The organism is Vreelandella sp. DA03-1M (assembly GCF_055725665.1).
The window spans coordinates 902,592-925,017 of record NZ_CM146798.1 but is presented as its reverse complement, the minus strand read 5'-3'; the positions used below and the strand labels follow the sequence as shown (position 1 = coordinate 925,017).

The following is a 22,426-nucleotide window of genomic DNA, read 5'->3' as shown; positions in this document are numbered from 1 at the left end:
TACTGAATGAAGCAAGACAGAATGCACTAGTGAAAAGTGGGATGAGAACAGCTCGTCATATAAAGTAAATTTTACTTAACGCTTTCTCCTAGCTTAGTTAATTCCGCATTGTATAAAGCCACCAGCAAGGGCTCGCCCTTGGTATTCACCCTCAACTGACCATAACGCGCTGGCTCATAGCGTTCGCCGTGGCCCTCCTGAAAGAAGAACGCATCCGTGGTAAAGCGTACTTGACCATTGCGCAAACGGTAGCGAAGGCGCCGTTCGTCGTCGCGTAAGGAGGAACCATCATCCAGCCTCTGGAAGTGGGCAATACGCTGTTCATCCAAACGCACCACCACGTAACCGTTACGAGCTTGCAGCGAGTCTTCATCACGCTCACTCTGATGAAGCGCGCTGTGAATTTGATTACTCAGTGCAAAATTTAGCGCCATATAGTCGCCCTGCATCAATGAGCGTGGGTCGACAGGCGCCAGCTCCAGGTAAACAACTTCACCCTCGGCTAAATGACGCTCTTTCTGCCAAATTGCCCAGTTCACCACCACCAGCACGACGACGGTGGTTAACACTATGATCCAGCGATTTCTCTTGCGGTTATTCCTCATGGGCAGCTCCTTTTGCGCTTGGTTTAAGCGCTATCAGCCATCGCCGCAATAACCAGCGCAGTGCCAACAGCAGCCCACCCATGATCAATAGTATTAGCGCCTTGGTTAACAGCGTTGCATCCAGCCAGTAGTAGTAACTGCTAATTCCCATCAGCAGCGAGAATCCCCCAAGCCCCACCAACACACGGTGGCCAATCGCAACCCCTAACAGCAAAACCACCGCGCCCTGGCCTACTCCCGGCACATAGAGTTCAACCAAAAGTAGTGCCACAGGGCTTAGATAAAGAGACCAATGCACCTTGGATCGGGTAAATACATAGCCCTGCAACACATAGCCCAGTAACGCTAAAGAGAGCGCCACTAAGGCGGAATTAAACCAGCGGGCCAGCCCGGCAACCTCGGCGCCATGATTATCAAACCAGAGCGGCTGATCGCTATGCGTTAATCCCTGTATGACTAACAGGCCTATCAATAGGCCATAGCCCCACGCTTGCGCATCCCGAATACGCCCAGACCAACGAAACTCATTGAGCCATAGCATTGTTAATGCCAGCAGCACCACGCCACCCACGACAGCCGCTATAGCGCTCTCTGCCAAGGCCACATAGAGTGCCAAGCAGGCAGCAAAGGCTGAGAACGTGCGGTGCACCAAGCTTGGCATTATCAGCGCCAGCACGCTCTGCAAGACCAGCATTGACCACCCCAGCAGTGTCCAAGATGGATACACGGGTGTTTCCCACAGTTCGACCATCGCCCAAGCGATGAGCAGTTGCCCTGCCAAACTAATCGCCAGCGCCAAGTGCTCAACTACATCGTTGGAAGCCGAACGGAGTAGCGCAAAAGCAGCACCCACCATGGCAAGCCCGACCCCCATTGAGACAATGGGGTTTTCCATTACAAACACCGCCCCCATGGCGATAAAACCGAGCAGAAACAGCGCCGCCAGCCAGCCTGAAAACGCCTGTAGCAAGCGCACAAACCAAGGCGTCTCCAGCTGTGCAGTATAAGTAGGCTCATTGAGCGTAATACCTGCTCGTATCAGCCTGGTGGTTAAATCATTGGTATTATTGATCACTGGCCAATCTCCCGATGTAGCCGCTTCAGCCAGACCACCGCTCCAGCGCCCATAATTACCACCATAATCGCCAGCAGCAGTAAGCTACCCGGCTGCCAATCACCCTCCCAGAGCAACCGCCTGGCAAGCAGCAGCGTGGTCACCGTTAACGCCGAGACACAGCCGCCCGCGATCATAAACAGATCAGGCCGCCAATAGCGGTAAATGCCGTACAGCGCCATCAGCCAAAGAGGATAAATCGCCAGCACAGGAGACCATACGAGGCCTCCATCGACGATCAACATCATCATTAACAGCGTTATCGGCACCCCGCTGCCCACCGCCAGCAAGCGTACCGCCCACTGCCGTGGCCAGCCCCGGAAACGCGCCCCCCACTCCCAGGTTATTAATGCCAGGGTGTTTAGCCCAAAGAGCCCCCAAAGCGCAGCATCGCTACTGGTCAAAACGCCAAACGGCCCGCCCCAGGTACGAAAATAGAGCCCGACGGCCAGGTTAAGTAACCCCAGCCACAGTACCCAGAGCAGCTCATAGCGCGCCACCCAGACCCAGGGCAGCGTCAGCAGCGCCCAGCTAAAAAACAGCTGCCACGGGTCGGCCCCCGTCTGGTACACCTGCCCGAACAGCGCCAACAGCACGCCCACCAATAAAGTGGCCGAGGTTAGCGCCACACGCTGAACCATCGGGCTGGCCTTGGACCAAACGGCGATACCCACCGCCAGCACCGTCGCTACCTGCACCACGCCAAAGCGTAGCCAGCGGCCCATCTCGGCCCAGTTATAAGCGACGAAAAACAGCACCGCGAAGGCCAGCGCCAGCCCGCCCAGCCACAGTAGCAGGCGATCAATAAACAGCGCCCAAGCGCGAGGCGAAGGGTGCAGGCCAGAAGCTTGCACTGCGCGCGTCACCTGTTCAGGCGGTATCACGCCCTGCTCAATCAGTGATATCAGTTCACGGCGGGTAGATGCCATGGGGGTTCCTTGTTGAAACTAACTTGTTGAATCTAAATTTTTAAAACTAACTTTTTAAAATATGGGAGTTGATACCGTTGACATCGCACTGTCATTCGTCCACCTGTGACACTTTTGTGAGATTTGCGCGATACACTCTTTAACACCGCGTGATGCTACTGTGATTGTGAGTACCTAGGATGTTGTTAAGCCTGTCAACCCGGCAGACTTAACATCCAGGGGAAATCACTATGAAAAAGTTCACTACCTTCACTGCCATCTGTCTGCTCAGCCTGATGGCGGCGGCCAGCCATGCCGATGAGAAAATGTCCGAAGAGGGCATGATGGAAGACGACATGCATGAGTCCATGGAGAATGATGACATGAAGATGGACGATATGTCCGACTCTATGGATGACACCATGGACGATTCAATGGACAGTGGTATGCAAGATGACAGCATGTCCGAAGGCGATATGGAAATGGAAGAGGACATGGAAAGCGAGGGCATGTAAGTCTTAGACACACAAACTTATCGCGAGCATTGAAAAGCCAGGCAGCTATGACACGAAACGTACTGATTATTGAGGACAACCCGGGTATTGGTGAGCTCGTCCGTATACACGTGGCCGAACTCGGCATGACCCCCGTTCTTTGTGAGCGGGGGGATACCGGGCTTGCGCGTTTTCGTGAAGGGGGAATCGATTTGGTGATTCTCGACCTGATGTTGCCTGGCATGGATGGTCTTTCCGTATGCCGGGAAATCCGCGCTGGTTCGGGCTACGTTCCGGTGCTGATGCTCACGGCGAAAAGTACCGAACTGGATCGAGTGCTAGGCCTGGAAATCGGAGCGGATGATTACCTCACCAAACCCTTCAGCGTGGCCGAACTCTCTGCCCGGGTGAAGGCTTTATTTCGACGCGTGGATGCCATGGCGTCGGCGCCTGCCGTAGAAACCAACAATGAAGCGTTAACCGCCGATGGGTTGCGTATTGACCCCGCTCGCCGGCGTGTTTTTATCCACGAACAAGCCGTCGAACTCACCGCCCGAGAGTTTGACCTGCTCTGGCACTTTGCCAGCCACCCAGGGCGGGTATTTAGCCGTGTTCAACTACTCGACGCTGTATGGGGCTACAGCCACGAAGGCTACGAACATACCGTCAACACCCATATCAACCGGCTGCGCGGCAAGATCGAAACGGATCCCGCTCACCCGGCCTTTATCCAGACGGTTTGGGGGGTGGGCTATCGCTTCCGCGAATAAACCATGCTGAAAACACCATGCTGAAAACACTCTACACCCGGCTCGCCCTCGGCCTGTTTTTGCTGTTGCTGGCCGTCGGCCTGCTGTACACCTTTATTAGCCTATATTCGCTGCGTGAATACAGTGCGTCAGTCAATCAGGCACTGCATCAGGATCTGGCCCAGAACTTAGTATCTGACAGGAACCTAGTCCGCGACGGTGAACTTGACCGTAGCGCCATGGAAGAACTTTTCGCCCTCTACATGGCCATTAACCCCAGTATCGAGATCTACCTGCTGGATCTCGATGGCACTATCCTCTCCTATTCGGCAGACCCAGCAAAGATCAAACGCAACCAGGTTTCTCTGGGGCCCATACGCAAGCTAATGGATGACATGAGCCTTTACCCGCTGCTCGGCGATGACCCCCGCAGCCATGACCGGCAGAAAGTCTTTTCCGTTACCCCGGTGCCCTCCGCAGACACCCCGGAAGGGTATCTTTATGTGGTGCTGCGGGGGGAAGAGTATGACGCGGCGGAGACCATGGCCCGTGGTGGCCGTATTCTGGAGATGAGCGCCTGGGCGTTGCTGGTTAGCTTGGCAGTGGCGATGGTCGCGGGGCTGACTATTTTCCACCTACTGACCCGCCGATTGAGGTCATTAACGCGACTGGTAGCAGAGTTTGAAAACAGCGATATGAGCCAGAGTTCGCCCAGCGCTGGTTTTCACACGACAAAATGGCGCGACAGACGGCCCGTGGTGCGCGACGAGATCGACTATCTAGGGGCTTCCTTCGACGACATGGCCAGCCGGATTGTCTCTCAAATTGAACAATTGAAGGAAAAGGACGCCCAGCGTCGCCGCTTGGTGGCCCAGGTATCCCATGATCTGCGCACGCCGCTGGCTTCCATACAGGGCTATATCGAAAGTCTGAAATTAAGACGTGACCGCCTCAGCCCCCAGGAGCAGGATCGCTTTCTCGATATCGCCCTCAAAGAGGGCCGCCGCCTAAGTCGCTTGGTGGATGAGCTCTTCGAGCTAGCCGCCCTTGAGGCGCAGGAAAAACAGCCGGTGCCGGAGCCCTTCCCGCTGGCCGAGCTGGTTCACGATGTAGTGCAGAAACACAGCCAATCCGCACAGGAAAGCCAGCTAACGCTCAGCCTAAGCGGCGATCCGGCATTGCCCACCGCCTACGCCGACCTGGCCATGACCGAACGGGTGTTGGACAACCTGATCAGCAACGCTATTGCCTACAGCCCTCCGGGCAGTCGTATTGACGTTATTGTCGGCCAGGCGGAGGGTAAACCCGAGGTTTACGTGCAGGATAGCGGCCCCGGCATAGCCGAACAGGATCTACCGCATATTTTTGATCCCTTCTATCGTGGTGAAGCGACTGACGGCGCTGGCCATGCAGGGCTAGGGCTGGCCATTGCACGCAGAATCATGACCCTTCAGGGGGGCGATATCCGTGTAGAAAACCGCGCCGCTGGGGGAGCGTCCTTCTGTATACGCTTGCCGATATACACGTCCTTCTAAAGCGACGTTTAAAAAACGTAATAACTTTGCGAATTTTCTGTGATAAATCTTGTACAAGATGGTCACAGCTATAACACCTTATCCATCGCGAATGGAGGCACCCAATGCTCATTAAGATTGCCAAACCCAGTGACTTACACGAATCCGATGTCACGCCAGAATCCATCTACCTCTCCCGGCGGCGCTTTATGGGCGGCATGGCAGGTCTAGGCGCAGGGCTCGCGCTATCCGGCCACGTCCGCGCCAGTGAAGACTACTCTGATGTACCGGAAGGCGATGCGCCAGCGTGGCTAAAGGAGAAAATCAGCGAGACCGAGTGGCGCGCCATCACTCCTAGTAACCCTGATAAGGACAAAATCGCCCCCTTTGACGACGCCAGTGGCTACAACAACTTTTTCGAGTTTGGCACCGATAAGCGCGACCCCGCCCGCCATGCTGGCAGTCTGCAAACCGAGCCCTGGAGCGTGGTGGTCGATGGCGAAGTCAATAACGGCGGGCGATTTGCCCTGGAGGACTTCGCCAAGCCATCGCAGTTTGAAGAGCGCATTTACCGCCTGCGCTGTGTAGAGGCTTGGTCAATGGTGATTCCCTGGCTGGGTATTCCGCTGGCGGACATCATCAAACGCGCCGACCCCACCAGCAAAGCCAAGTATGTACGTTTTGAAACCCTGGTCGACCCAGAGCAAATGCGCGGTCAGCGCTCCTCGTTCTCGGTCATTGACTGGCCCTACGTGGAAGGCCTGCGCTTAGACGAAGCCATGCACCCGCTGACGATATTGGCCATGGGCATGTACGGCCGCGAGCTGCCCAACCAAAACGGCGCCCCCCTCCGGCTAGTGGTGCCCTGGAAGTACGGTTTTAAGAGCATCAAATCGATTGTGCGTATCTCGCTGGTGGAAGAGCAGCCGGTTAACTCCTGGCAGGAAATTGCTGCCAACGAGTACGGCTTCTATGCCAACGTCAACCCAGAGGTCGATCACCCGCGCTGGAGCCAAGCCACCGAGCGGCGTCTACCCAATACGCTTTTTAACCCCAACACCATCGACACTCTGATGTTCAACGGCTACGCCGATGAAGTCGCCGATCTCTATGCGGGTATGGATTTGAAGGAAAATTACTAATGGCCAGCCCACGTATATGGTTAGCATGGCGCGTGGGCGTGTTTCTGGCCGCGCTAGCCCCGCTGCTGTTCTGGAGCTGGCAGGTGGCGATTAATGCCGCTGGCCCCGAGCCAGGAAATTACCTGCTGCTGAACATCGGCATTGGCGCGCTGTGGATGCTGTTACTTACCCTAAGCCTTACCCCACTCACCAAGCTTACCCGCTGGAAGGGCTTTGCCCTGATCCGGCGGCAGCTGGGTCTCTGGACGCTCGCTTACGCCACCCTGCATATGCTCTGTTATGCGCTGTTTATCCTGGGGCTTAACTGGGCCCTGCTGGGTAGCGAGATCGTCAAGCGGCCCTACATCATCGTTGGCATGATCGCACTGATCGGCCTTGCCGTACTGGGCGCCACGTCCAACCGCTGGGCGATGAAACGCTTAGGCAAACGCTGGAAGCCGCTGCACAAATTTTCCTACGCTATTTTGGGTTTGGTGCTGCTGCACTTCTTTTGGGTGGTGCGCGCGGATATGCAGGAATGGGCCATGTATGCCGCTATTGCGGCGCTGATCATGAGCACTCGCCTACCGCCAGTCGCTCGCACGCTGCCTAAACTGCGCTATCGGTTTAGCCGTTAAGGAAGGAAAACTTTCCTACTCATCAAAATCGGGTTCATGTTCCGTTCAGCCAATGCGGTTATGCTACGCACCATTAACCAACTACCGTTTGGAGTAAACGCATGGCGGTCACCTATGGGGGCGTCGGTCGCTTGGCAACAGCGCTGGCATTGATGTGGATAACCACAGGCGCAGTGGCCGAACAACCTTTGCGCATCGAACAACTGCAGCGCTGCGGCGGCCTGCTGCAGATGGATATTCAAGAATTTTGCCTTCAGGCCAGTGGGCTTGATGAGGGCGAATTTCAGGTAACGCTGAACGGCACGCCCCTCCCAGCAGAGGCGATCGACCATGATAGCGACCGGCTTCGTATCCGCCTCAATAGCGCTGATGCGCAAAGCGGCCCGCTGTGGCTTTCACAGCACGAGCAGGCCAGCAATCCAGTCTGGGTCAGCCTCAAGGGCAGCAATGTGGTAGCAGCCACCGAGCAAGAGGTGGCGAAGAACATGGATGGCATCACTACCTATGTGGACTTGGTCAGCCTGATTATTGAAGAGAGCCACGATGGTGCCCAAGAAGCCCAGCGTTTAGCAGACAAGTACGGTGCCGAAGTGGTCGGCATGATTCCACCCCTCAACACCTATCAGTTGCGCTTGCCTGTCAGCGATCTGGATGAACGCGACGCACTGGTACTCAGGCTGGGTAACGAAGTCAGTGTGGATGCCGTAGTGACCGAGGAGTCAGGGGCAGAGGAAAGCATCGAGAGCGAGACAAGCAGCCCGCCCGATGCGGATGACCAGGAGTGGGCGTCGAATCGTTTTCTGGACGCCGTTAACTTTTACCAGCGCCGACTATCGCTTGAGGGGCTGGACGGTGATATTGAGACACAGCCAATCCGCATTGGCGTTATCGAACGCGAGGTCGATTTCGACGCTCCCGATTTTGCGGATTACCTGGGGGAGTGCCGCGCCGAAGCGACAAGAACCTGCGTTTATGCCCGCGATGCCGCCAAACCCGACGGGCATGGTACGACCGTCACCGGCGTATTGGCCGCGGCCTGGAATGAAGGCGGCAACAGCGGCTTTCTGCGTGGGCTGGATGAGGTAGGCCCTGGCTTCGATGTGATTGTGGACCGCAACTCGGATGCGGGCATCACCGCCAATGTCGCCGCCTCGGTCAATCTGGTCGAGGACGGGGCACGCGTGCTCAACTGGAGCTGGGGTATTCATCGCGTTGGGGCCATCGACATCAACGGCAAGGAAATCGATTCACTGGTGCGTTCGGGCATCGCCATGAGCGGTTATGAAGAGCTGCTTGAAGAGTTCTTCCTGTGGCTACGCGAGGCGCACCCCGATGTCGTGGTCGTCAATTCAGCGGGCAACGCGTCCTCCTATTCGGGAAGAGACGAGTATCGTCTGCCCTCCTCTTTCGTGACCGATCAGCTGTTCGTGGTGGGTGGCCATCAGCGCAGCGATGAGGATGTCCAGGTCGAGGATCCCCGCTACGTGATCAAACGCAACGCTTCGAATATCGATATGCGTGTGGATATCACCGCCGCCGCCTGTGTGCGAGGCTCTTCACTACTAGAAGGTGAGCAAGGCGAGGCGCACTGCGGCACTTCCTACGCGACGCCGCTGGTAGCTGGCCTGTTAGCAGCCATGATGTCGATCGAGCCCGAGCTTACTCCCGCGCAGCTACGCATGCTGCTGCGCCGTAGCGCCATGACCATCGGTGAAGAGTACGATTTCGAACCAACGGACGCTGATGACCTGACAGCCCCGATACTGCCCTCCGAACGCGCCAATGAGCTTAACCACCCGGATATCGGCCTCTCAGCCCGGCTCAACATGTACAAGGCACTGGACCTAACCGTACAAAGCCTAAACCGGGAACGCTAAGCTCACCACCAGCAAACGAAAACGCCCACCTGCCAGGTGGGCGCTTTTCGAACAGAGACTTAAGCTAATGACATTAGCCTAAGACTTTACGCAAATGGTCACGGTAATCGGCTTTGTTACGATCGACCTGTGGCACTTTCATCACATCGTTGGCGATGAACGTTGGCAGTGCCTCAAGGCCAATAAACTCCTGCGACTTATGGAACGGGAAATAAACACCCTCCACCCCACGCCCTTCAAAGAAGTTACCCGGCTCATCGAAGGCTTCCAAAGGTGCATTCCAGGTCAGCGACAGCATATAGCGACGGCCTTGCAGCAAACCACCGCTGCCGTACTGTTTGGTTGGGTCTTGGCGGCTACGGCCATCACTGGCATACAGAGAACCGTGGCCTTCGGTGAACACTTCATCGATGTAGCGCTTCACGATCCAGGGCGCACCCATCCACCAGCCAGGCATCTGGTACACAATCGTGTCTGCCCATAGGTAGTTTTGCACCTCGGTTTCAAGATCGTAGCCTTGATCAATGACCGTCTCACGAATCTCGTAGCCCATCTCCTTGAGCGTACTCACCGCCACGCCGTGTAGCGTATTATTGAGTTCACCGCCAGAGTGCGCAAAGGCCTTACCACCGTTAATTAGCAGAATCTTCATCTAACACTTTCTCCCCAAGAGGTTGATCATCAGCGCTAACAGAAGTAGACGTGACGTTCTTGGCGCATATTGTGGGAGTTACGATGAGAAAAAAGAAGCGATGCTGAGGCAAGACACTTTTGATTTAAAATCAACAATACTCAGCGTAGAGTACGTCAATATTCGCTTCTTTATGGAAAGCCTTCAATGAAAAGTACCCTTGAAGAGCAACAAGCCTTTGTCACCGTCGTGGATAGTGGCTCGATCACCAGTGCCGCTGAACGGCTGGGCATTAGCGTTTCTGGCGTAAGCCGCGCGCTGAACCGGCTAGAGCAAAAACTGGGCGCCACCCTGCTGCGCAGAACCACACGCCGCTTGGAGCTTACCGAAGAGGGCAAAACACTCCTTGAGCACTGCCGCCGTATCCTGGCCGCCGTGGAAGAAGCCGAAGAGGCGATGCTAGATCGCCACAATCAGCCTCAAGGTCGGCTGCGTATTAACGCCGCCCCCAGCTTTATGCAGTTCGTGATTGTGCCATTGATTGGCGAGTTCCGCGCCAGCTATCCAGGCGTCACACTAGAATTAGATACCCATGACCGCTTTGTCGACCTTTTAGAACAGCGGGTCGATCTAGCCATTCGCATCGGCGAACTGGAGGATTCATCACTACACGCCCGGCTACTTGGCTACAGCCCCTTGCGCCTTCTGGCCAGCCCCGCGTATCTCGAACGCGCTGGCGTACCGCAAAGCATTGAAGACCTCCAAGCTCACAGCCTGCTGGGTTTCAGCCAGCTCGATCACCTTAATCAATGGCCGCTCATCCTCGCAGACGGCAAACGTTTACACATCACGCCCACGCTATCCGCCTCCAGCGGCAGCACCTTAATAGAGCTCGCTATAGCGGGGGAAGGAATTGTTTGCCTGGCCGACTTCATGACCATCGCACCCCGCCAGAATGGCGTGCTGGTAGATGTATTACCCGACTGCACCACGCTACAAACCCAAGCCGTCAACGCCGTTTACTACCGACAAGCCACGCTTTCTCAACGTACCCGGCTATTTATGGAGTTTCTGGCAGAACGACTACCAGGTAAGTATTTGATCGCTTAAATCATGAAGTCAGCCGCCCCGAGTGCCCAGAAGCTGTTTGAGAACACGTGACTCCAGCACAAAGGGAACGGACATATGATCTTCGCCCTTCACTTTGTGAAAACTGCTACGCAAACCATATGTCGACAGATCCTCAAGCCGCTGATAAAGCTGGCTGGCATCCTGCTGGTTCTGGAGTGAGTCGTTGTCGGCCACGGCCAGTGACAAGCTGTGATGGATGACATTGACCTCTTCGGCCTCGACCTGCTGCCTGAAGTCGCGTTCATGCTTCAACAGGTAGCTATTGTTCCACCAAAGGCTGGGGCTGGCGGCGACAATGTGGTTAAACAGATCGGGCCGGGTAAATAAGGCATAAATCGCAAACATACCGCCAAAAGAGTGACCATAAAGACTCTGGTGATTAGCATCTACAGGAAAGCGCTCGGCAATAGCAGGCATCACGCTGTGCTCGATAAAATCCAGCAACTCATCCTGCCCACCCTGAGGGGGTTCGTTTTGTTCCTCCGCCACCGGCGGTGATAAGTCGTAAGAGCGGCGCAAGAAGTTATGCGGCGCTTCACCCGGATAAGCAATACCAACGATAATGGCTTGGCGGAACTGTTCCTGTGCCCGCTTGGCCTCATGTAAGGAAGCAAAATAAGCGTTGCCATCCAACACATAGATCACCGGGTACCCGCCGCTGTCGGGCACCTCGCCTTCCGGTTTGCTGATCAGGATACGATAGGTGGCGCCTTGCTCGTTTTGCATCTTCCACTCCAGCGTCTGATCCAGCGTCACTTGACGCTCGTCCATGACTGGCAACGCCTGAGCCTGCGATTTGGATACTGATACAGCCAACAAGACCAGCCCAACAAACACTAAATTATTAACGAACAGTCTCAAAAATCGTTGCCTCCACGATACTGGCATCTCATCACCACTGGTAAGCGATACTGCCAATCAGGCTGCGGCCGGCACCACGATAGCAATAGATGCCCTCACAGGAGATATGCTCTTCGTCCGTCACGTTAGTGGCATTGAGGCTGGCACGAACCCCCTGCAAAGAGCCCGCGAAATCATAGTGAGCCGCCATATCAATCAGGCTGTATGCACTGTTTTTATTGCTGTTGGCATTATCAATGTACTCACTACCGATATAGCGCACTCCACCGGCAAGATGCAGTTGTTCCAACGCAGGAACGCGATAATCCACCCAAAGAGACGCCAGATGGCGCGGGGTATTCGCCAGGTCGCTCCCTTCGTTGCCATCATTATCCGCGGTGATTTCGCTGCGGTTGTAGTTGTAGCTTGCGGTCATGCGTAGGTCGTCGGTGACATTTCCAACGGCCTCAAGCTCCAGCCCACGGGTGCGCACTTCTCCGGTTTGTACTTGAAATAGCGGGTTCTCGATATCGGTGGTTTTACGATTGGTTTCATCGATCTGATAGATCGACGCCGTCAGCATCGTCTCACTGCCCGCTGGCTGGTATTTCAGCCCCAGCTCAAACTGCTCACCTTCGGTAGGATCGAAGTCATTACCGCTCACATCGGTACCGCTCTCAGGCAGGAACGATTGCGCATAGCTGAAGTACGGCGACAGCCCCGAATCAAATGCGTAGAGTGCGCCCAAGCGCCAAGTATTTTTCTCATCCCGGCTTTCGCTGACAGTACCGGTGAGGTTGTTGCGAGTCTCGTCGCGCGCCCAGTCGCGACGTATGCCTGCGGTCAAACGCCAGTTATCGAGTTTGACCTGATCCTGTAAGTAAAGGCCTCTGCGGTGGGTTTCCCCACTGTCGTTTGTCCAAACGTTATTCGGCTGGGCTACAGGCTGACTGTAATCCGGATTGTCGATATCGATCGACGGTGCGCTACCACCCGCATAAATAACATCGTTCTCAAGATAAGCGTAGTCAGCGCCTAACATTACTTGGTGTTCCACCTTGCCCTGATCAAAAGTCGCCATCAGCCTAGTATCAGTACTAAGAGACTCCATCTCTTCGTAAAGACCGACACTGCTCCGGCTCAGCGTTGTACCGGATAAGGTGCCTGCTGAGAGGTACTGGTTGGTGGTATCCACCTGGCCGTAGCGTACATTTTGCTGCAGCTGTAGCTGGTCACTCCAACGGTGATTAAATTCATAGCCCAGTGCCCACTGCTCTTGATCCAGCTTATCGAAGTCTTCATCGCCAGACCAAAAATGGGTCAGGTTATCACCGTCCTGATAAGGGCGCGGTGATGCAGAGGTCTGGCGCTCCTGATACTGCGTAATAAAGGTAATGTCAGTACGCTCGCTCATCTGCCAATGAAGGGTTGGCGCCAGCAGGGTGACGTCATTATCGACCTGTTCAATATCCGTTTGCGCATCGCGCATAACGCCCACCAAACGGTACTGCACATCACTGCCCATTTCCCCGCCGACATCGAACTGGCCTTGCAGATGGTTATGGCTGCCCACTTGCAGTTGCACTTCCTGGGGCGCATCTGCCCGAGGGCGTTTGCTGACGCGGTTCACCAGCCCACCAGGGGAAAGCTGACCATAGCGCATCGAATCGGGGCCTTTGACTACCTCAATGCGTTCCAGGTTATAGGGCACGGTGGAGTAGTAGGAGAGCCAGCCACTATTGGGTTGGCGCAAACTATCCAGGAAATCGCCATGATATACCGTCGGATAACCCCTCACCGAGATCAAGTCAAAGCGCGGGTCCATCCCCGCTGCTTCAACTCGAACCCCAGCCGTATAAGCCACTGCCTGCTCTACTGATGACGACTGGCGGTCACGAAGCTGCTCTTCGGTGACCACGCTGATACTTTGCGCAAGCTCTATCAGCGGTGTATCGGTTTTGCTACCCGCCGAGGTGCTAAAGGCCAAATAGCCATCACTACTGATTCGGCTGCCCACCACTGCTACGGTATCCAACACCATGTTTTCTGCAGTACCTGCTTTTTCCATTACATAGTCCGCAGGCCCCCGCTTGACCACTTTCAAACCGCTGCCCTGAAGCAACTGGGCAAACCCCTCTTCCACGCTATAACGCCCATTCAATCCAGCGCTTTGCAGGTCATCAGTGAGATTGGCGGGGAAGGACAACACAATGCCCGCATGGCTGGCGAATTGGCTCAATACACTGCCCAGCGACCCAGGCTCAATGCGGTATGCCTGCTGGCTAGCAGCCTGTTGCGCCTGCCCGTCCGCTGTTTGCGCCTGCGCGGCTTGTAGGGGCAAAAGCGACATCGAACTCATCAGGGCACAGCCCAGGGCGATACCGCCAAACGCGCACGAGGATTTGCCATGGTGATATCGAAGGGATATGAGTGTCTGCTTGGGGTTAAAGGATGTGGTCATCGTTATCTCGTTAATTCCAGAATCGGTTGCTTTATCTCTGGGTCGAACGAGATCGGAAAAGGGACAATAAATAATCCAACTTTTTATTTGCTAGATTTGAGGGTTACCCAATATTGGGTCAGGCGGTCGACGCTAACCGGCAACGCATTGGCAATGGCTTGTAGCGCCCGGTCGGTATCATCAATAGGGAAAGCACCTGACACTCTCAGCCCAGCAATAGAGGGGTCATAGCGCAGTACGCCTGTGCGATAACGGCTCAATTCGGCTACCAAACGACTCAGTGGCCAGTCTACCGCCACCAGCAGACCGCGCGTCCAGCTATCCGCCTGGGCGCTGGCGGTGGCAACTTCCACATTATCGGAGCTCATCTGCGCCTGCTCTCCGGCAACAAGACGTTGCGTCTTGCCGCCAGCCGACTGAGGAATCAACTCGACCTCATCTTCCAACACAGTAACCTGGGTAGAGGTGCCCAGCTTGCGCACGGTAAACACGGTGCCCAACGGCACCACAGCGCCCTGTTCCGTATGCACCTGAAGCGTTTTGACAGCGGCCACTTTTCCCGTTCCATTCCGCGTGCGGATAAAAATTTCGCCTGCATAGAGACGAATCAACTGCGTGGTAGAGGTTTCCACCACATCCAATGCGGTGGCGGTATTGAGCACCAGCTGTGTTCCACCCGCCAGAGTATATTCGCGACGTTCGCCCCGTGCGGTGCGGTGGCTGGCCCTCCAGCTTTCTACCGGTGCCCGCTGCCAGGCCAACGAGCCCAGCGCGCTTCCTGCTGCCAATAAAGCAAAACCACGCAGTACTGCTCGTCGGCTATGGCCCTGACGCTGCTTAATTTGCAACGCATCAAGCGCAGGTGTGCCCGGAATCGCCTGAAACTGCCGACGTAATTTTTCAACCTCTTGCCAGGCATGAGTGTGGGCGGGATCCTCCGCTAACCAAGCAGCATGCGCGTGTTTTTGCTGTGCAGTAACATCCTCAGAGCACAGCAGTGCGTACCAGCGGGCAGCAGCCCTGAGGGTATCTTTGCGGGCTGCCTGGATATCGCTCATAGCGGTTCTTCGCACATCAGCAGCAAGCAATGTTCAGTCGCCTTGGCCATGTATTTTTTCACCGAGCTGACGGATACCCCCAAGCGTTCGGCGATCTCGGCATAACGCAGACCCTCCAAATGGCAGAGCAAAAACGCCTGGCTTACCTTGTTGCCTAACCCTTCCAACATTTCATCAATCTGAAACAGGGTTTCCAGAATAAGGGCTTGTTCTTCCGGCGAAATGGCAGCCGGTTCAGGTTGATGCTTTAAGGCTTCCAACCAGGCTTTTTCCAATGCATCCCGACGCACAAAGTCCACCCACACCCGGCGGGCAATGGTGGTCAGAAAACTACGCGGTTCATGAAGTTTGCTAATTTGGGAGGAATTACTCGGGGAAGTAAGAATGCGCAGGAAGGTATCCTGAGCCAGATCAGCCGCCTGCCAACTACAGCCCGTCTTACGCTGCAGCCAGCGCTGCAACCAACCATGATGTGCACTGTACATCTCGGCCAATGGCGTATTCTCAGCTGAAACCGGCATCCCCCCTCCCAAACGATCAGCAAACGGAGGGACATTCTAGTAATAGCAATCAGTTAATACAAATCATTATTATTTTCTTTAAGAATACTATCGCGCAGACTAGTGACGACTCACTTATTAAACTACAGTTTTTCGGCGATATTGGCCGTACACTGCCCAAGCTTGGCCATTCAGTTGAGCCGGTGAACATAGTTTTCGCTTATGCGAGATCTTCAGCGTTATTCCGTAATGCTTTCACTGAGAGCGGATATGTCGAACCCACCATTACGCTTGGCTCTATGAAGCACTGCCTATGACTCAATTAATCATGCGCTAAACGAGCGGATTGAGTCGCTCGAAAAGTATAAGGACGTGGCCCTATCTGCCGATAGAGATGTGGCAAGCTGATATGCAGTGAAGTCTTTGGTGATGCCATTTTATTGGGTATACCAGAGCTGACCGTCGGGTACTGCTTAAAAAGGAAGGGCTTCACCGTTAGCGTTTACGCACCTGCCGATCAACGATAGGCGCATTCAGTGCCATCAATTTCACAATCCAATCAATGAATACGCGCAGCTTAGCGCTGACGTGCCGGTTCGGTGGAAATGCGACTTACATCGCTGGATTTTTGAAAGCGCAGCGCATCACGCTTTGGCGGCAGCTGGAAAAGGCGACCGTATTCGCGAGTGAACTGAGAAACACTTTCATACCCCACCTCGAAGGCAGCATGGCTCGCGGAACACCCTTCATCCAGCATCAGGCGGCGGGCTTCGATCAAGCGCAGCCGTTGTTGGTACTGTCCCGGCGTAAGCGACGTCATGTGTTTGAAGTGCTTATGAAACGAACTAAGGCTCATGCCTGCCTTTGTCGCCAGTTGCTCCACCGGCACGCGCGATGTGTACTCGGCTCTCAAGATGTCAATGGCGGCGGCAAGGCGGCTCGCGTAGCTATCAGGATCGGCAATACCCCGCAAAGCGATGCCATGAGGGCCCGATAGCAGCCAATAGTGCAACTCCTGCATGATACCCGGGCGTAGAAGCGGTGCTGAGTCGGGGCGATCCAGCAGCTTCATCAGCCGTGATACGCAGTCAATCACCTCGGCTTCGGTATCTTCAGCAAATAGTGTCTGCATCTCGGATGGCCGCTGGGGCCGCGGCGTTCCTAAGTGAGCGGCAAGCTCGCGTAAGATGACCATGTCCAGTTCGACCGCGACCGCCAGATAGGGCTCGCTCGGATTCGCCTGGACTATCCGCCCGACGACAGGCATATCCGCGCTCACGATTGCGGACTCCCCCGCAGTTACCACTCTATTCTGGCACCCGACCATCATCCGCTTTGCCCCTTGTAACACTAGGCAAACCAGCGGTTTATATATCGATTGCAAGTCACCAGCGGGGGTTTCTACACACATCATACTAAGCCCCGGCACACGGGATAACACCAAGCCATCGCTATTAGCATGCTGCGTGGCATACGTCTGAACCGCTTGTATAAGTGAGTTCATCTGCTTTCCTCAAGCCAGCCTCTCAACTCAAATTTAGCATGACAGAAAAGGCGTTTCTCCACACCTGCAGGATCAGGCAAGTTTTGCGCAGGTGTTGGCAAGCCCCGCCGCCACCGAATTGTTAAAACATTAGTGTTATTGAGTCCTAACAACAGACGGAGAGTGAAACCTTGAAAACATCAGGAAATACTATGCTTATCACCGGTGGCGGCTCCGGGATTGGCCGTGAACTTGCCTTACGCTTCAACGCGCTTGGCAACACCGTTATCGTCGCCGGTCGGCGCATGGAAACGTTAGAAGAGACCATTGCGGGCCAGCCGAATATGCACGCGATGGTGGTCGATATCGAGGACCCCAAAGCCATTACTGCCTTTGCAGAGCGGGTCGTCGCCGCGCACCCCAACCTCAATGTACTGATCAACAATGCGGGCATTATGCGGCGCGAAGACGTGTCCCGCACCCGCGATTTGAGCGATGCCGAGCAGACGGTCGCTGCCAATCTGCTCGGTCCAATCCGGCTAACGAACGCACTGACCGACCATCTGGTAAACCAGCCAGACGCGGCAATCGTGAACGTCTCCTCCGGGTTGGCGTTTGTGCCGTTGAGCGGCACGCCCACTTATAACGCCACCAAGGCAGCCATCCACTCTTACACAATCTCCCTGCGCGAACAGCTCAAGGGCAAGGTCGAGCTCATCGAGCTTGCGCCTCCCGCCGTACAGACAGAACTGACGCCGGGCCAGTCCACCCGGGAAGGCTATATGCCGCTCAACAACTACATCGAAGAAGTCATGACGCTGTTTAGCCAGCAACCAACACCCAAGGAAATTCTGGTCGAAAAAGTGAAGTTCCTACGCTGGGCAGAGCGTGACGGGCACTTTGACCAAGCGGTGGAGATGCTCAATAAAATGTGAGCCTCCATGCACTCCATCGCAAAAGGTAACAATTGACGATGTAAAGTGATCGTTTTACACTTCGCGGATGGATACCAAGACAAAGCTTATTTCTGCAGCAGAACTTCTTTTCGACCGGCACGGCTTTACCGCCACCGGAATGGACAAACTAACCCAGGCTGCTGGCATGTCGAGCCGCACGCTCTACAAACATGCTGGCAGCAAAACGGCGCTAATTAACGACGTGCTCACAGAGCGGCACCGTCGGTTTCAGCAGCGCATCGAAGTGGATAGCGTTGATGCATTGTTTTGCGCGCTGGAAGAGTGGGTGCGGGTCGAGGGCTCTCGGGGGTGTCTGTTTCTACGCGCTTACGGCGAAACTGGTGGCGATACACCGGAAATCGCCAATGCTGTGCTGGCACACAAGGCGAGTCTGTATGAGAAGGTTCAGGAAATCGTATCGCTAGAGACCGGCGGCAACCATAATCCTGAACTGGCCGAACAGATCCTTATTCTGTTTGAAGGGGCGACGGCAGCCGCTATCTATCGCGGGGCTGAGTCGATAACGTCGGCGCGTATCGCTGCGTCAGCGCTCATCCAGCAGGCACGCGAATGAACCCCAGCCTTTACCTGGGCGCTACAGGCTTTGGCCTGATCGCCGTCTGCTACGGCTTTGCTCGCTTCGCCTTCGGGCTATTTCTACCCCAAATCGATGCCGACCTTTCCCTATCGTCTACCATCAGCGGCTTGATATCCGGCGGGGCTTTTCTGGGCTACTGTGTCGCCATCGTGCTATCGGCGTATCTAACCGAGCGCATCGGCGCCCGCGCGGTTGCCATTGGGGCGGCCCTGGTCGCCGCGGTAGGCATGGTGGGTATTGCAGTGGCGCCTTCTCCCCTGCTGCTCGCCACGGCAGTCATGCTCGCAGGCTCAAGCACCGGGCTAGCCTCCCCACCCATGGCCGCAGCGGTGGCCGCGATTGTCAGACCCGATCGACAAAGCGCTACTAATACGATCATCAATGCTGGCACCAGCGCAGGCGTGGCACTTTCAGGGCCAATCGCGTTACTGCTTGGCGGCCAATGGCGGTTAGCCTTCGCGGGCTTTGCAGCCGCTGCTTTTATCATGGCGATCGCTGCCGCATTCAGCGTTCCCAGCAAAACGAAAGCGACCTCGAAAACCGCCGCCGGTTTGCCGCCGTTTACCAGTGACATTGTTCGACTGATCGTGGCCGCCTTTTTGATGGGTGCGTCCAGCACTGCGCTTTGGTCGTTCGGCGGCCTGCTCGTTTCACATCAGTTGGGGTGGAATAACACTGGCGCCGGACTGCTTTGGATTACTATTGGTACTGCGGGCATCTTAGGGGCTGCCGCGGGCACATTAGTGGCGCGTTTTGGGCTCAATTTCACCCATTGGTGTTTTCTGGCGGCCTTAGCGGCAGGGATTATCTTAGTCGGCACCAGCGTTACCATGCCCCTCTTAGCACTCCTCGGCGGTATGCTCTTCGGTGCGGCTTATATCATGCTCACCGGTGTGTATTTAATCTGGGGCGTCTCTACACTCCCCGACCGACCCGCCACAGGCCTGATGATTGGCTTCCTGACGATCGCTATCGGCCAGACCGTCGGCGCGCCGCTATTCGGGCTACTCATGGATCAGCTGAATATCGATTACGCCGTGACCATTTTTGCGCGCCTCACGTTCACCGCTGGGCTGGCGAGCGTCAGCAACGCAAAACACCAGGCTGCATGAACGTGGTGACACCCGCTCTTCGACGCCTCTTAATTAAATAACCTTCACCATAACGGGCGTGGCGATACGTTGCGTGTAAGCCTCCGCTGCGCTTTGGGCAAGTACCAAATCGTCAACTATACTGCGCCACAACGAACATGATGTCGTTGCCTGGGGCTGGATGCGCGTATGCGTCATGCCAGCTTGGGTACATTAACTAGCTGAACAGCATAAGGAGTTTGCCGTGACAGCCACTGACGATCGTACTTATCGAAGCGGGCCGAATCCGTTTCATGCCGTAATGCTTGCCGGGACAGTGCCGCTCTTTCTTGGTGCCACCTTGTGTGATTACGCCTACTCCACGGGCTACCACATTCAATGGGCTACCTTCGCTTCCTGGCTGAACGTAGGCGGGCTGGTTTTTGCGGGTTTCGCCTTGATATGCGCGTTGATTGGCTTCTTCCGTTCTTCGCACCGGGGTGTAGTGAATATGATTTACCCCGCGCTGCTCTTGCTTACCTGGGTGCTTGGCTTTGTCAATTCACTGGTACATGCGCGAGACGCCTGGGCCATGATGCCAGCTGGTTTTGCCCTCTCCATTGTGGTGGCGTTGCTGGCAGGCACGGCGGCATGGGTAGGTTTTTCTCGTTTAGGCGCCGGAGGCAAGCCATGAAGTTGCCGCCTTTTTACGTTGCGCCTCTTTCGCTGCTGTTGCTCGCCAGTGCCGCCAGCGCGCAACAATCTCAGCAGTACGGGCCTGACCCCACACTGCCCGAACCCCAGCGCGGGCTTTTGCCCGACATGACGATCCCCGAACCCGCTGAGTGGGGCGACCAAACGCCCACTGTGCCCGATGGCTATACGATAACCGCCATTGCCACCGATCTTCAGATCCCCCGGCAGACGCTGGTATTGCCCAACGGCGATATTTTGGTGGCCGAAGGGAGCGGCGGCAATGCACCCAAGTTGAAGCCAAAAGACTTCATTGCCGGGTACATCAAAAGCCAGGGCACGACCTCTGTTGAGAGCGGCAATCGCTTAACCCTGCTGCGCGATGAAAATAGCGATGGTAATTACGAGCAGTCGGTGTTTGCCGAAGATCTCAACGCGCCCTACGGGCTAGCTTTGGTGGATAACAACCTCTATGTGGCCAACCAGGATGCAGTCGTCCGTTTTGACTACGAGGAAGGCCAAACCGAAGCTAGCGGGCCGCCGGAAGAACTGACCAAGCTACCCGCTGAAATCAATCACCACTGGACGAAAGCGATGACCGCAAGCGCCGATGGTGAGTTCTTATACGTGGGTATTGGCTCCAACAGTAATATCACCGAACGCGGCATGGCCGCCGAGGTCAATCGCGCCGAGGTGTGGGAAATCGATGCCGAAACCGGCCTGCACCGGCCTTATGCCACTGGCTTGCGCAACCCGACCGCATTGACCATTCAGCCCGACACGGACCAGCTATGGGCTGTGGTCAACGAGCGTGATGAGTTGGGCCCCGACTTGGTACCCGACTACCTCACCACCGTGCAGGAAGGGGGCTTTTATGGCTGGCCTTACAGCTATTGGGGTCAGCACGTTGACCCACGCGTTCGCCCGCAGAACCCTGACAAGGTGGAATCAGCGATATCGCCCGATTACGGCCTGGGTTCGCACGTAGCGCCGTTAGGGCTCACCTTTTCCATTCCTGAAATGGGCGATGAATTCGCGGAAGGCGTGTTTATCGGCGAACACGGCAGTTGGAACCGCAACGAACCGGTCGGCTACAAGGTGGTGTTCGTGCCCTTCAGCAACGGCGAACCCGATGGCGAGCCGATCGATTTCGTTACCGGCTTTCTAACCGACGACAGCCGCACACGCGGTCGCCCCGTTGGTGTCAGCATCGACCCAGACGGTGCCCTCATCATCGCTGATGACCTAACGAATGCCGTGTGGCGCGTCACCTATGATGGCAATGACTAACCGCGCAATGCGTTATTCAATAGCGTGAAGAAGGCGGCGGTCACTTAGGCTGCCGCCTTTTCCGTTTGTTTTAGAAGGGATTTATATGATCAGATCACTGGAAGAGCTCGAAGCCGTTAAACAGTCGTGCCGCTCAATGGTAACGAAGAGCTCAAGTCTTTCTGCCGGCACCGCCATTATCCCCATTCCCGGTGTGAACATCGGCTCAGACGTCGCTATATTGCTGCGCTTGTTCCCGAAGATTAACGAGCAATTTGGCTTATCGCCGGAACAGATCGAGAGTCTGGACACAGAAGCCCGGCTGTTCATCATGACTTCCATCTCAACGACGGGAAGCAAAATGGCGGGTAAATATATCACCCGCAAATTGATCACGATGATGTTCAAAAAAATAGCTGGCAGGATCTCGGCAAAAAGTGCGTCGACATATGTGCCGTTCCTGGGCAGCGCCATTGCGGGCGGCATCAGCTTTACCACCATGAAATACATGGGCAACAGCCATATCGACGATTGTTATGAGATCATCCTGGCAACACTGGAGAACGAGCAGCTTGAGCCCGTCGCATTGATAGGGCCAACGCCCGAACCGGTACCACCCCTGACTGCCGATATTGCCAGTAAAGCTGAATAACGGGTTTCTAATGTGGCTCCGCTGTTAGGCGGTGATATGCTCTAGCGGATTGATTAACGATGAC

The 22,426-nt window shown here is 55.5% G+C and carries 22 protein-coding genes; 13 read left to right on the top strand and 9 right to left on the bottom strand.

Features of this window, described 5'->3' with window-relative positions; all coding sequences use genetic code 11:
- Positions 1-71 precede the first annotated feature (71 nt).
- From ACXUPB_RS04410 to ACXUPB_RS04400, 3 genes are read right to left on the bottom strand one after another with little or no spacing between them, the layout of a single operon-like run.
- Positions 72-605, bottom strand: coding sequence for a GDYXXLXY domain-containing protein (locus ACXUPB_RS04410; RefSeq protein ID WP_472955586.1), 534 nt, complete (start codon positions 603-605; stop codon positions 72-74).
- Entirely contained in the window at positions 595-1,680 is a 1,086-nt protein-coding gene (locus tag ACXUPB_RS04405) for a DUF4401 domain-containing protein (protein ID WP_336274792.1), read from the bottom strand. Before ACXUPB_RS04405 ends, ACXUPB_RS04410 begins: the two co-directional genes overlap by 11 nt.
- Complete coding sequence (locus tag ACXUPB_RS04400) at positions 1,677-2,648, bottom strand: DUF2157 domain-containing protein (protein WP_472955584.1); 972 nt, start codon at positions 2,646-2,648, stop codon at positions 1,677-1,679. The genes ACXUPB_RS04405 and ACXUPB_RS04400 overlap by 4 nt, the downstream gene beginning before the upstream one ends.
- 230 nt (positions 2,649-2,878) lie before the next feature.
- On the opposite strand from ACXUPB_RS04400, the gene ACXUPB_RS04395 reads away from it, so the two are divergent.
- From ACXUPB_RS04395 to ACXUPB_RS04370, 6 genes are all read left to right on the top strand, one after another.
- The gene (locus ACXUPB_RS04395) at positions 2,879-3,142 is read left to right on the top strand and encodes a hypothetical protein (RefSeq protein ID WP_472955582.1); all 264 of its coding nucleotides are present in this window, start codon (positions 2,879-2,881) and stop codon (positions 3,140-3,142) included.
- 47 nt (positions 3,143-3,189) lie between these two features.
- On the top strand, positions 3,190-3,891 hold the full coding sequence (locus ACXUPB_RS04390; protein ID WP_472955580.1) for a winged helix-turn-helix domain-containing protein: 702 nt from the start codon (positions 3,190-3,192) through the stop codon (positions 3,889-3,891).
- Between the two features lie 17 nt (positions 3,892-3,908).
- The gene (locus tag ACXUPB_RS04385) at positions 3,909-5,405 is read left to right on the top strand and encodes a HAMP domain-containing sensor histidine kinase (RefSeq protein ID WP_472955578.1); all 1,497 of its coding nucleotides are present in this window, start codon (positions 3,909-3,911) and stop codon (positions 5,403-5,405) included.
- Positions 5,406-5,509: 104 nt separating this feature from the next.
- Positions 5,510-6,526 carry a protein-methionine-sulfoxide reductase catalytic subunit MsrP gene (gene msrP, locus ACXUPB_RS04380; RefSeq protein ID WP_472955576.1) on the top strand — a complete coding sequence of 339 codons (1,017 nt, stop codon included), beginning with the start codon at positions 5,510-5,512 and terminating at the stop codon, positions 6,524-6,526.
- Positions 6,526-7,143: a protein-methionine-sulfoxide reductase heme-binding subunit MsrQ gene (gene msrQ / locus ACXUPB_RS04375; protein ID WP_472955573.1), complete on the top strand. Its 618-nt coding sequence runs from the start codon at positions 6,526-6,528 to the stop codon at positions 7,141-7,143. Before msrP ends, msrQ begins: the two co-directional genes overlap by 1 nt.
- Positions 7,144-7,244: 101 nt before the next feature.
- Entirely contained in the window at positions 7,245-9,020 is a 1,776-nt protein-coding gene (locus ACXUPB_RS04370) for a S8/S53 family peptidase (protein WP_472955572.1), read from the top strand.
- 73 nt (positions 9,021-9,093) lie between these two features.
- On the opposite strand, the gene ACXUPB_RS04365 is transcribed toward ACXUPB_RS04370, so the two are convergent.
- Positions 9,094-9,672 (bottom strand): NAD(P)H-dependent oxidoreductase, encoded by a 579-nt coding sequence (locus ACXUPB_RS04365; protein ID WP_472955571.1) that lies wholly within the window; start codon positions 9,670-9,672, stop codon positions 9,094-9,096.
- 186 nt (positions 9,673-9,858) lie between these two features.
- Between ACXUPB_RS04365 and ACXUPB_RS04360 the strand changes: the two genes are divergently transcribed.
- Positions 9,859-10,761 (top strand): LysR substrate-binding domain-containing protein, encoded by a 903-nt coding sequence (locus tag ACXUPB_RS04360; protein ID WP_472955569.1) that lies wholly within the window; start codon positions 9,859-9,861, stop codon positions 10,759-10,761.
- Between the two features lie 9 nt (positions 10,762-10,770).
- Here the strand turns inward: ACXUPB_RS04360 and ACXUPB_RS04355 are convergent, their stop codons facing one another.
- From ACXUPB_RS04355 to ACXUPB_RS04335, 5 genes are all read right to left on the bottom strand, one after another.
- Positions 10,771-11,553 carry an alpha/beta hydrolase gene (locus ACXUPB_RS04355; RefSeq protein WP_472955568.1) on the bottom strand — a complete coding sequence of 261 codons (783 nt, stop codon included), beginning with the start codon at positions 11,551-11,553 and terminating at the stop codon, positions 10,771-10,773.
- Positions 11,554-11,674: 121 nt separating this feature from the next.
- On the bottom strand, positions 11,675-14,083 hold the full coding sequence (locus ACXUPB_RS04350) for a TonB-dependent siderophore receptor (protein WP_472955567.1): 2,409 nt from the start codon (positions 14,081-14,083) through the stop codon (positions 11,675-11,677).
- A gap of 83 nt (positions 14,084-14,166) precedes the next feature.
- On the bottom strand, positions 14,167-15,141 hold the full coding sequence (locus tag ACXUPB_RS04345; RefSeq protein ID WP_472955564.1) for a FecR domain-containing protein: 975 nt from the start codon (positions 15,139-15,141) through the stop codon (positions 14,167-14,169).
- Positions 15,138-15,662: a sigma-70 family RNA polymerase sigma factor gene (locus ACXUPB_RS04340; RefSeq protein ID WP_035563824.1), complete on the bottom strand. Its 525-nt coding sequence runs from the start codon at positions 15,660-15,662 to the stop codon at positions 15,138-15,140. The genes ACXUPB_RS04345 and ACXUPB_RS04340 overlap by 4 nt, the downstream gene beginning before the upstream one ends.
- Positions 15,663-16,218: 556 nt before the next feature.
- On the bottom strand, positions 16,219-17,145 hold the full coding sequence (locus tag ACXUPB_RS04335; RefSeq protein ID WP_472955561.1) for an AraC family transcriptional regulator: 927 nt from the start codon (positions 17,143-17,145) through the stop codon (positions 16,219-16,221).
- Positions 17,146-17,336: 191 nt separating this feature from the next.
- Between ACXUPB_RS04335 and ACXUPB_RS04330 the strand changes: the two genes are divergently transcribed.
- The 6 genes from ACXUPB_RS04330 to ACXUPB_RS04305 all read left to right on the top strand — a co-directional run bounded on the left by ACXUPB_RS04330 (position 17,337) and on the right by ACXUPB_RS04305 (position 22,362).
- Positions 17,337-18,059 carry an SDR family oxidoreductase gene (locus ACXUPB_RS04330; protein ID WP_339935490.1) on the top strand — a complete coding sequence of 241 codons (723 nt, stop codon included), beginning with the start codon at positions 17,337-17,339 and terminating at the stop codon, positions 18,057-18,059.
- Between the two features lie 67 nt (positions 18,060-18,126).
- Complete coding sequence (locus ACXUPB_RS04325; protein WP_472955559.1) at positions 18,127-18,654, top strand: TetR/AcrR family transcriptional regulator; 528 nt, start codon at positions 18,127-18,129, stop codon at positions 18,652-18,654.
- Complete coding sequence (locus ACXUPB_RS04320; RefSeq protein WP_472955557.1) at positions 18,651-19,790, top strand: MFS transporter; 1,140 nt, start codon at positions 18,651-18,653, stop codon at positions 19,788-19,790. Before ACXUPB_RS04325 ends, ACXUPB_RS04320 begins: the two co-directional genes overlap by 4 nt.
- A gap of 223 nt (positions 19,791-20,013) precedes the next feature.
- Entirely contained in the window at positions 20,014-20,442 is a 429-nt protein-coding gene (locus ACXUPB_RS04315; RefSeq protein WP_472955556.1) for a DUF2231 domain-containing protein, read from the top strand.
- Positions 20,439-21,731, top strand: coding sequence for a PQQ-dependent sugar dehydrogenase (locus tag ACXUPB_RS04310; RefSeq protein WP_472955554.1), 1,293 nt, complete (start codon positions 20,439-20,441; stop codon positions 21,729-21,731). The genes ACXUPB_RS04315 and ACXUPB_RS04310 overlap by 4 nt, the downstream gene beginning before the upstream one ends.
- A gap of 85 nt (positions 21,732-21,816) precedes the next feature.
- A complete protein-coding gene (locus tag ACXUPB_RS04305) occupies positions 21,817-22,362 on the top strand; it encodes a hypothetical protein (RefSeq protein WP_472955553.1) in 546 nt (181 codons plus the stop codon).
- Positions 22,363-22,426 lie beyond the last annotated feature (64 nt).

Bases quoted from the DNA above. Each gene is read 5' to 3' on its own strand.
- ACXUPB_RS04410 (WP_472955586.1), bottom strand. From the start codon at position 605: ATGAGGAATAACCGCAAGAGAAATCGCTGGATCATAGTGTTAACCACC.
- ACXUPB_RS04400 (WP_472955584.1), bottom strand. From the start codon at position 2,648: ATGGCATCTACCCGCCGTGAACTGATATCACTGATTGAGCAGGGCGTG.
- ACXUPB_RS04395 (WP_472955582.1), top strand. From the start codon at position 2,879: ATGAAAAAGTTCACTACCTTCACTGCCATCTGTCTGCTCAGCCTGATG.
- ACXUPB_RS04390 (WP_472955580.1), top strand. From the start codon at position 3,190: ATGACACGAAACGTACTGATTATTGAGGACAACCCGGGTATTGGTGAG.
- ACXUPB_RS04385 (WP_472955578.1), top strand. From the start codon at position 3,909: ATGCTGAAAACACTCTACACCCGGCTCGCCCTCGGCCTGTTTTTGCTG.
- msrP (WP_472955576.1), top strand. From the start codon at position 5,510: ATGCTCATTAAGATTGCCAAACCCAGTGACTTACACGAATCCGATGTC.
- msrQ (WP_472955573.1), top strand. From the start codon at position 6,526: ATGGCCAGCCCACGTATATGGTTAGCATGGCGCGTGGGCGTGTTTCTG.
- ACXUPB_RS04370 (WP_472955572.1), top strand. From the start codon at position 7,245: ATGGCGGTCACCTATGGGGGCGTCGGTCGCTTGGCAACAGCGCTGGCA.
- ACXUPB_RS04365 (WP_472955571.1), bottom strand. From the start codon at position 9,672: ATGAAGATTCTGCTAATTAACGGTGGTAAGGCCTTTGCGCACTCTGGC.
- ACXUPB_RS04360 (WP_472955569.1), top strand. From the start codon at position 9,859: ATGAAAAGTACCCTTGAAGAGCAACAAGCCTTTGTCACCGTCGTGGAT.
- ACXUPB_RS04355 (WP_472955568.1), bottom strand. From the start codon at position 11,553: ATGGACGAGCGTCAAGTGACGCTGGATCAGACGCTGGAGTGGAAGATG.
- ACXUPB_RS04350 (WP_472955567.1), bottom strand. From the start codon at position 14,083: ATGACCACATCCTTTAACCCCAAGCAGACACTCATATCCCTTCGATAT.
- ACXUPB_RS04345 (WP_472955564.1), bottom strand. From the start codon at position 15,141: ATGAGCGATATCCAGGCAGCCCGCAAAGATACCCTCAGGGCTGCTGCC.
- ACXUPB_RS04340 (WP_035563824.1), bottom strand. From the start codon at position 15,662: ATGCCGGTTTCAGCTGAGAATACGCCATTGGCCGAGATGTACAGTGCA.
- ACXUPB_RS04335 (WP_472955561.1), bottom strand. From the start codon at position 17,145: ATGAACTCACTTATACAAGCGGTTCAGACGTATGCCACGCAGCATGCT.
- ACXUPB_RS04330 (WP_339935490.1), top strand. From the start codon at position 17,337: ATGCTTATCACCGGTGGCGGCTCCGGGATTGGCCGTGAACTTGCCTTA.
- ACXUPB_RS04325 (WP_472955559.1), top strand. From the start codon at position 18,127: ATGGATACCAAGACAAAGCTTATTTCTGCAGCAGAACTTCTTTTCGAC.
- ACXUPB_RS04320 (WP_472955557.1), top strand. From the start codon at position 18,651: ATGAACCCCAGCCTTTACCTGGGCGCTACAGGCTTTGGCCTGATCGCC.
- ACXUPB_RS04310 (WP_472955554.1), top strand. From the start codon at position 20,439: ATGAAGTTGCCGCCTTTTTACGTTGCGCCTCTTTCGCTGCTGTTGCTC.
- ACXUPB_RS04305 (WP_472955553.1), top strand. From the start codon at position 21,817: ATGATCAGATCACTGGAAGAGCTCGAAGCCGTTAAACAGTCGTGCCGC.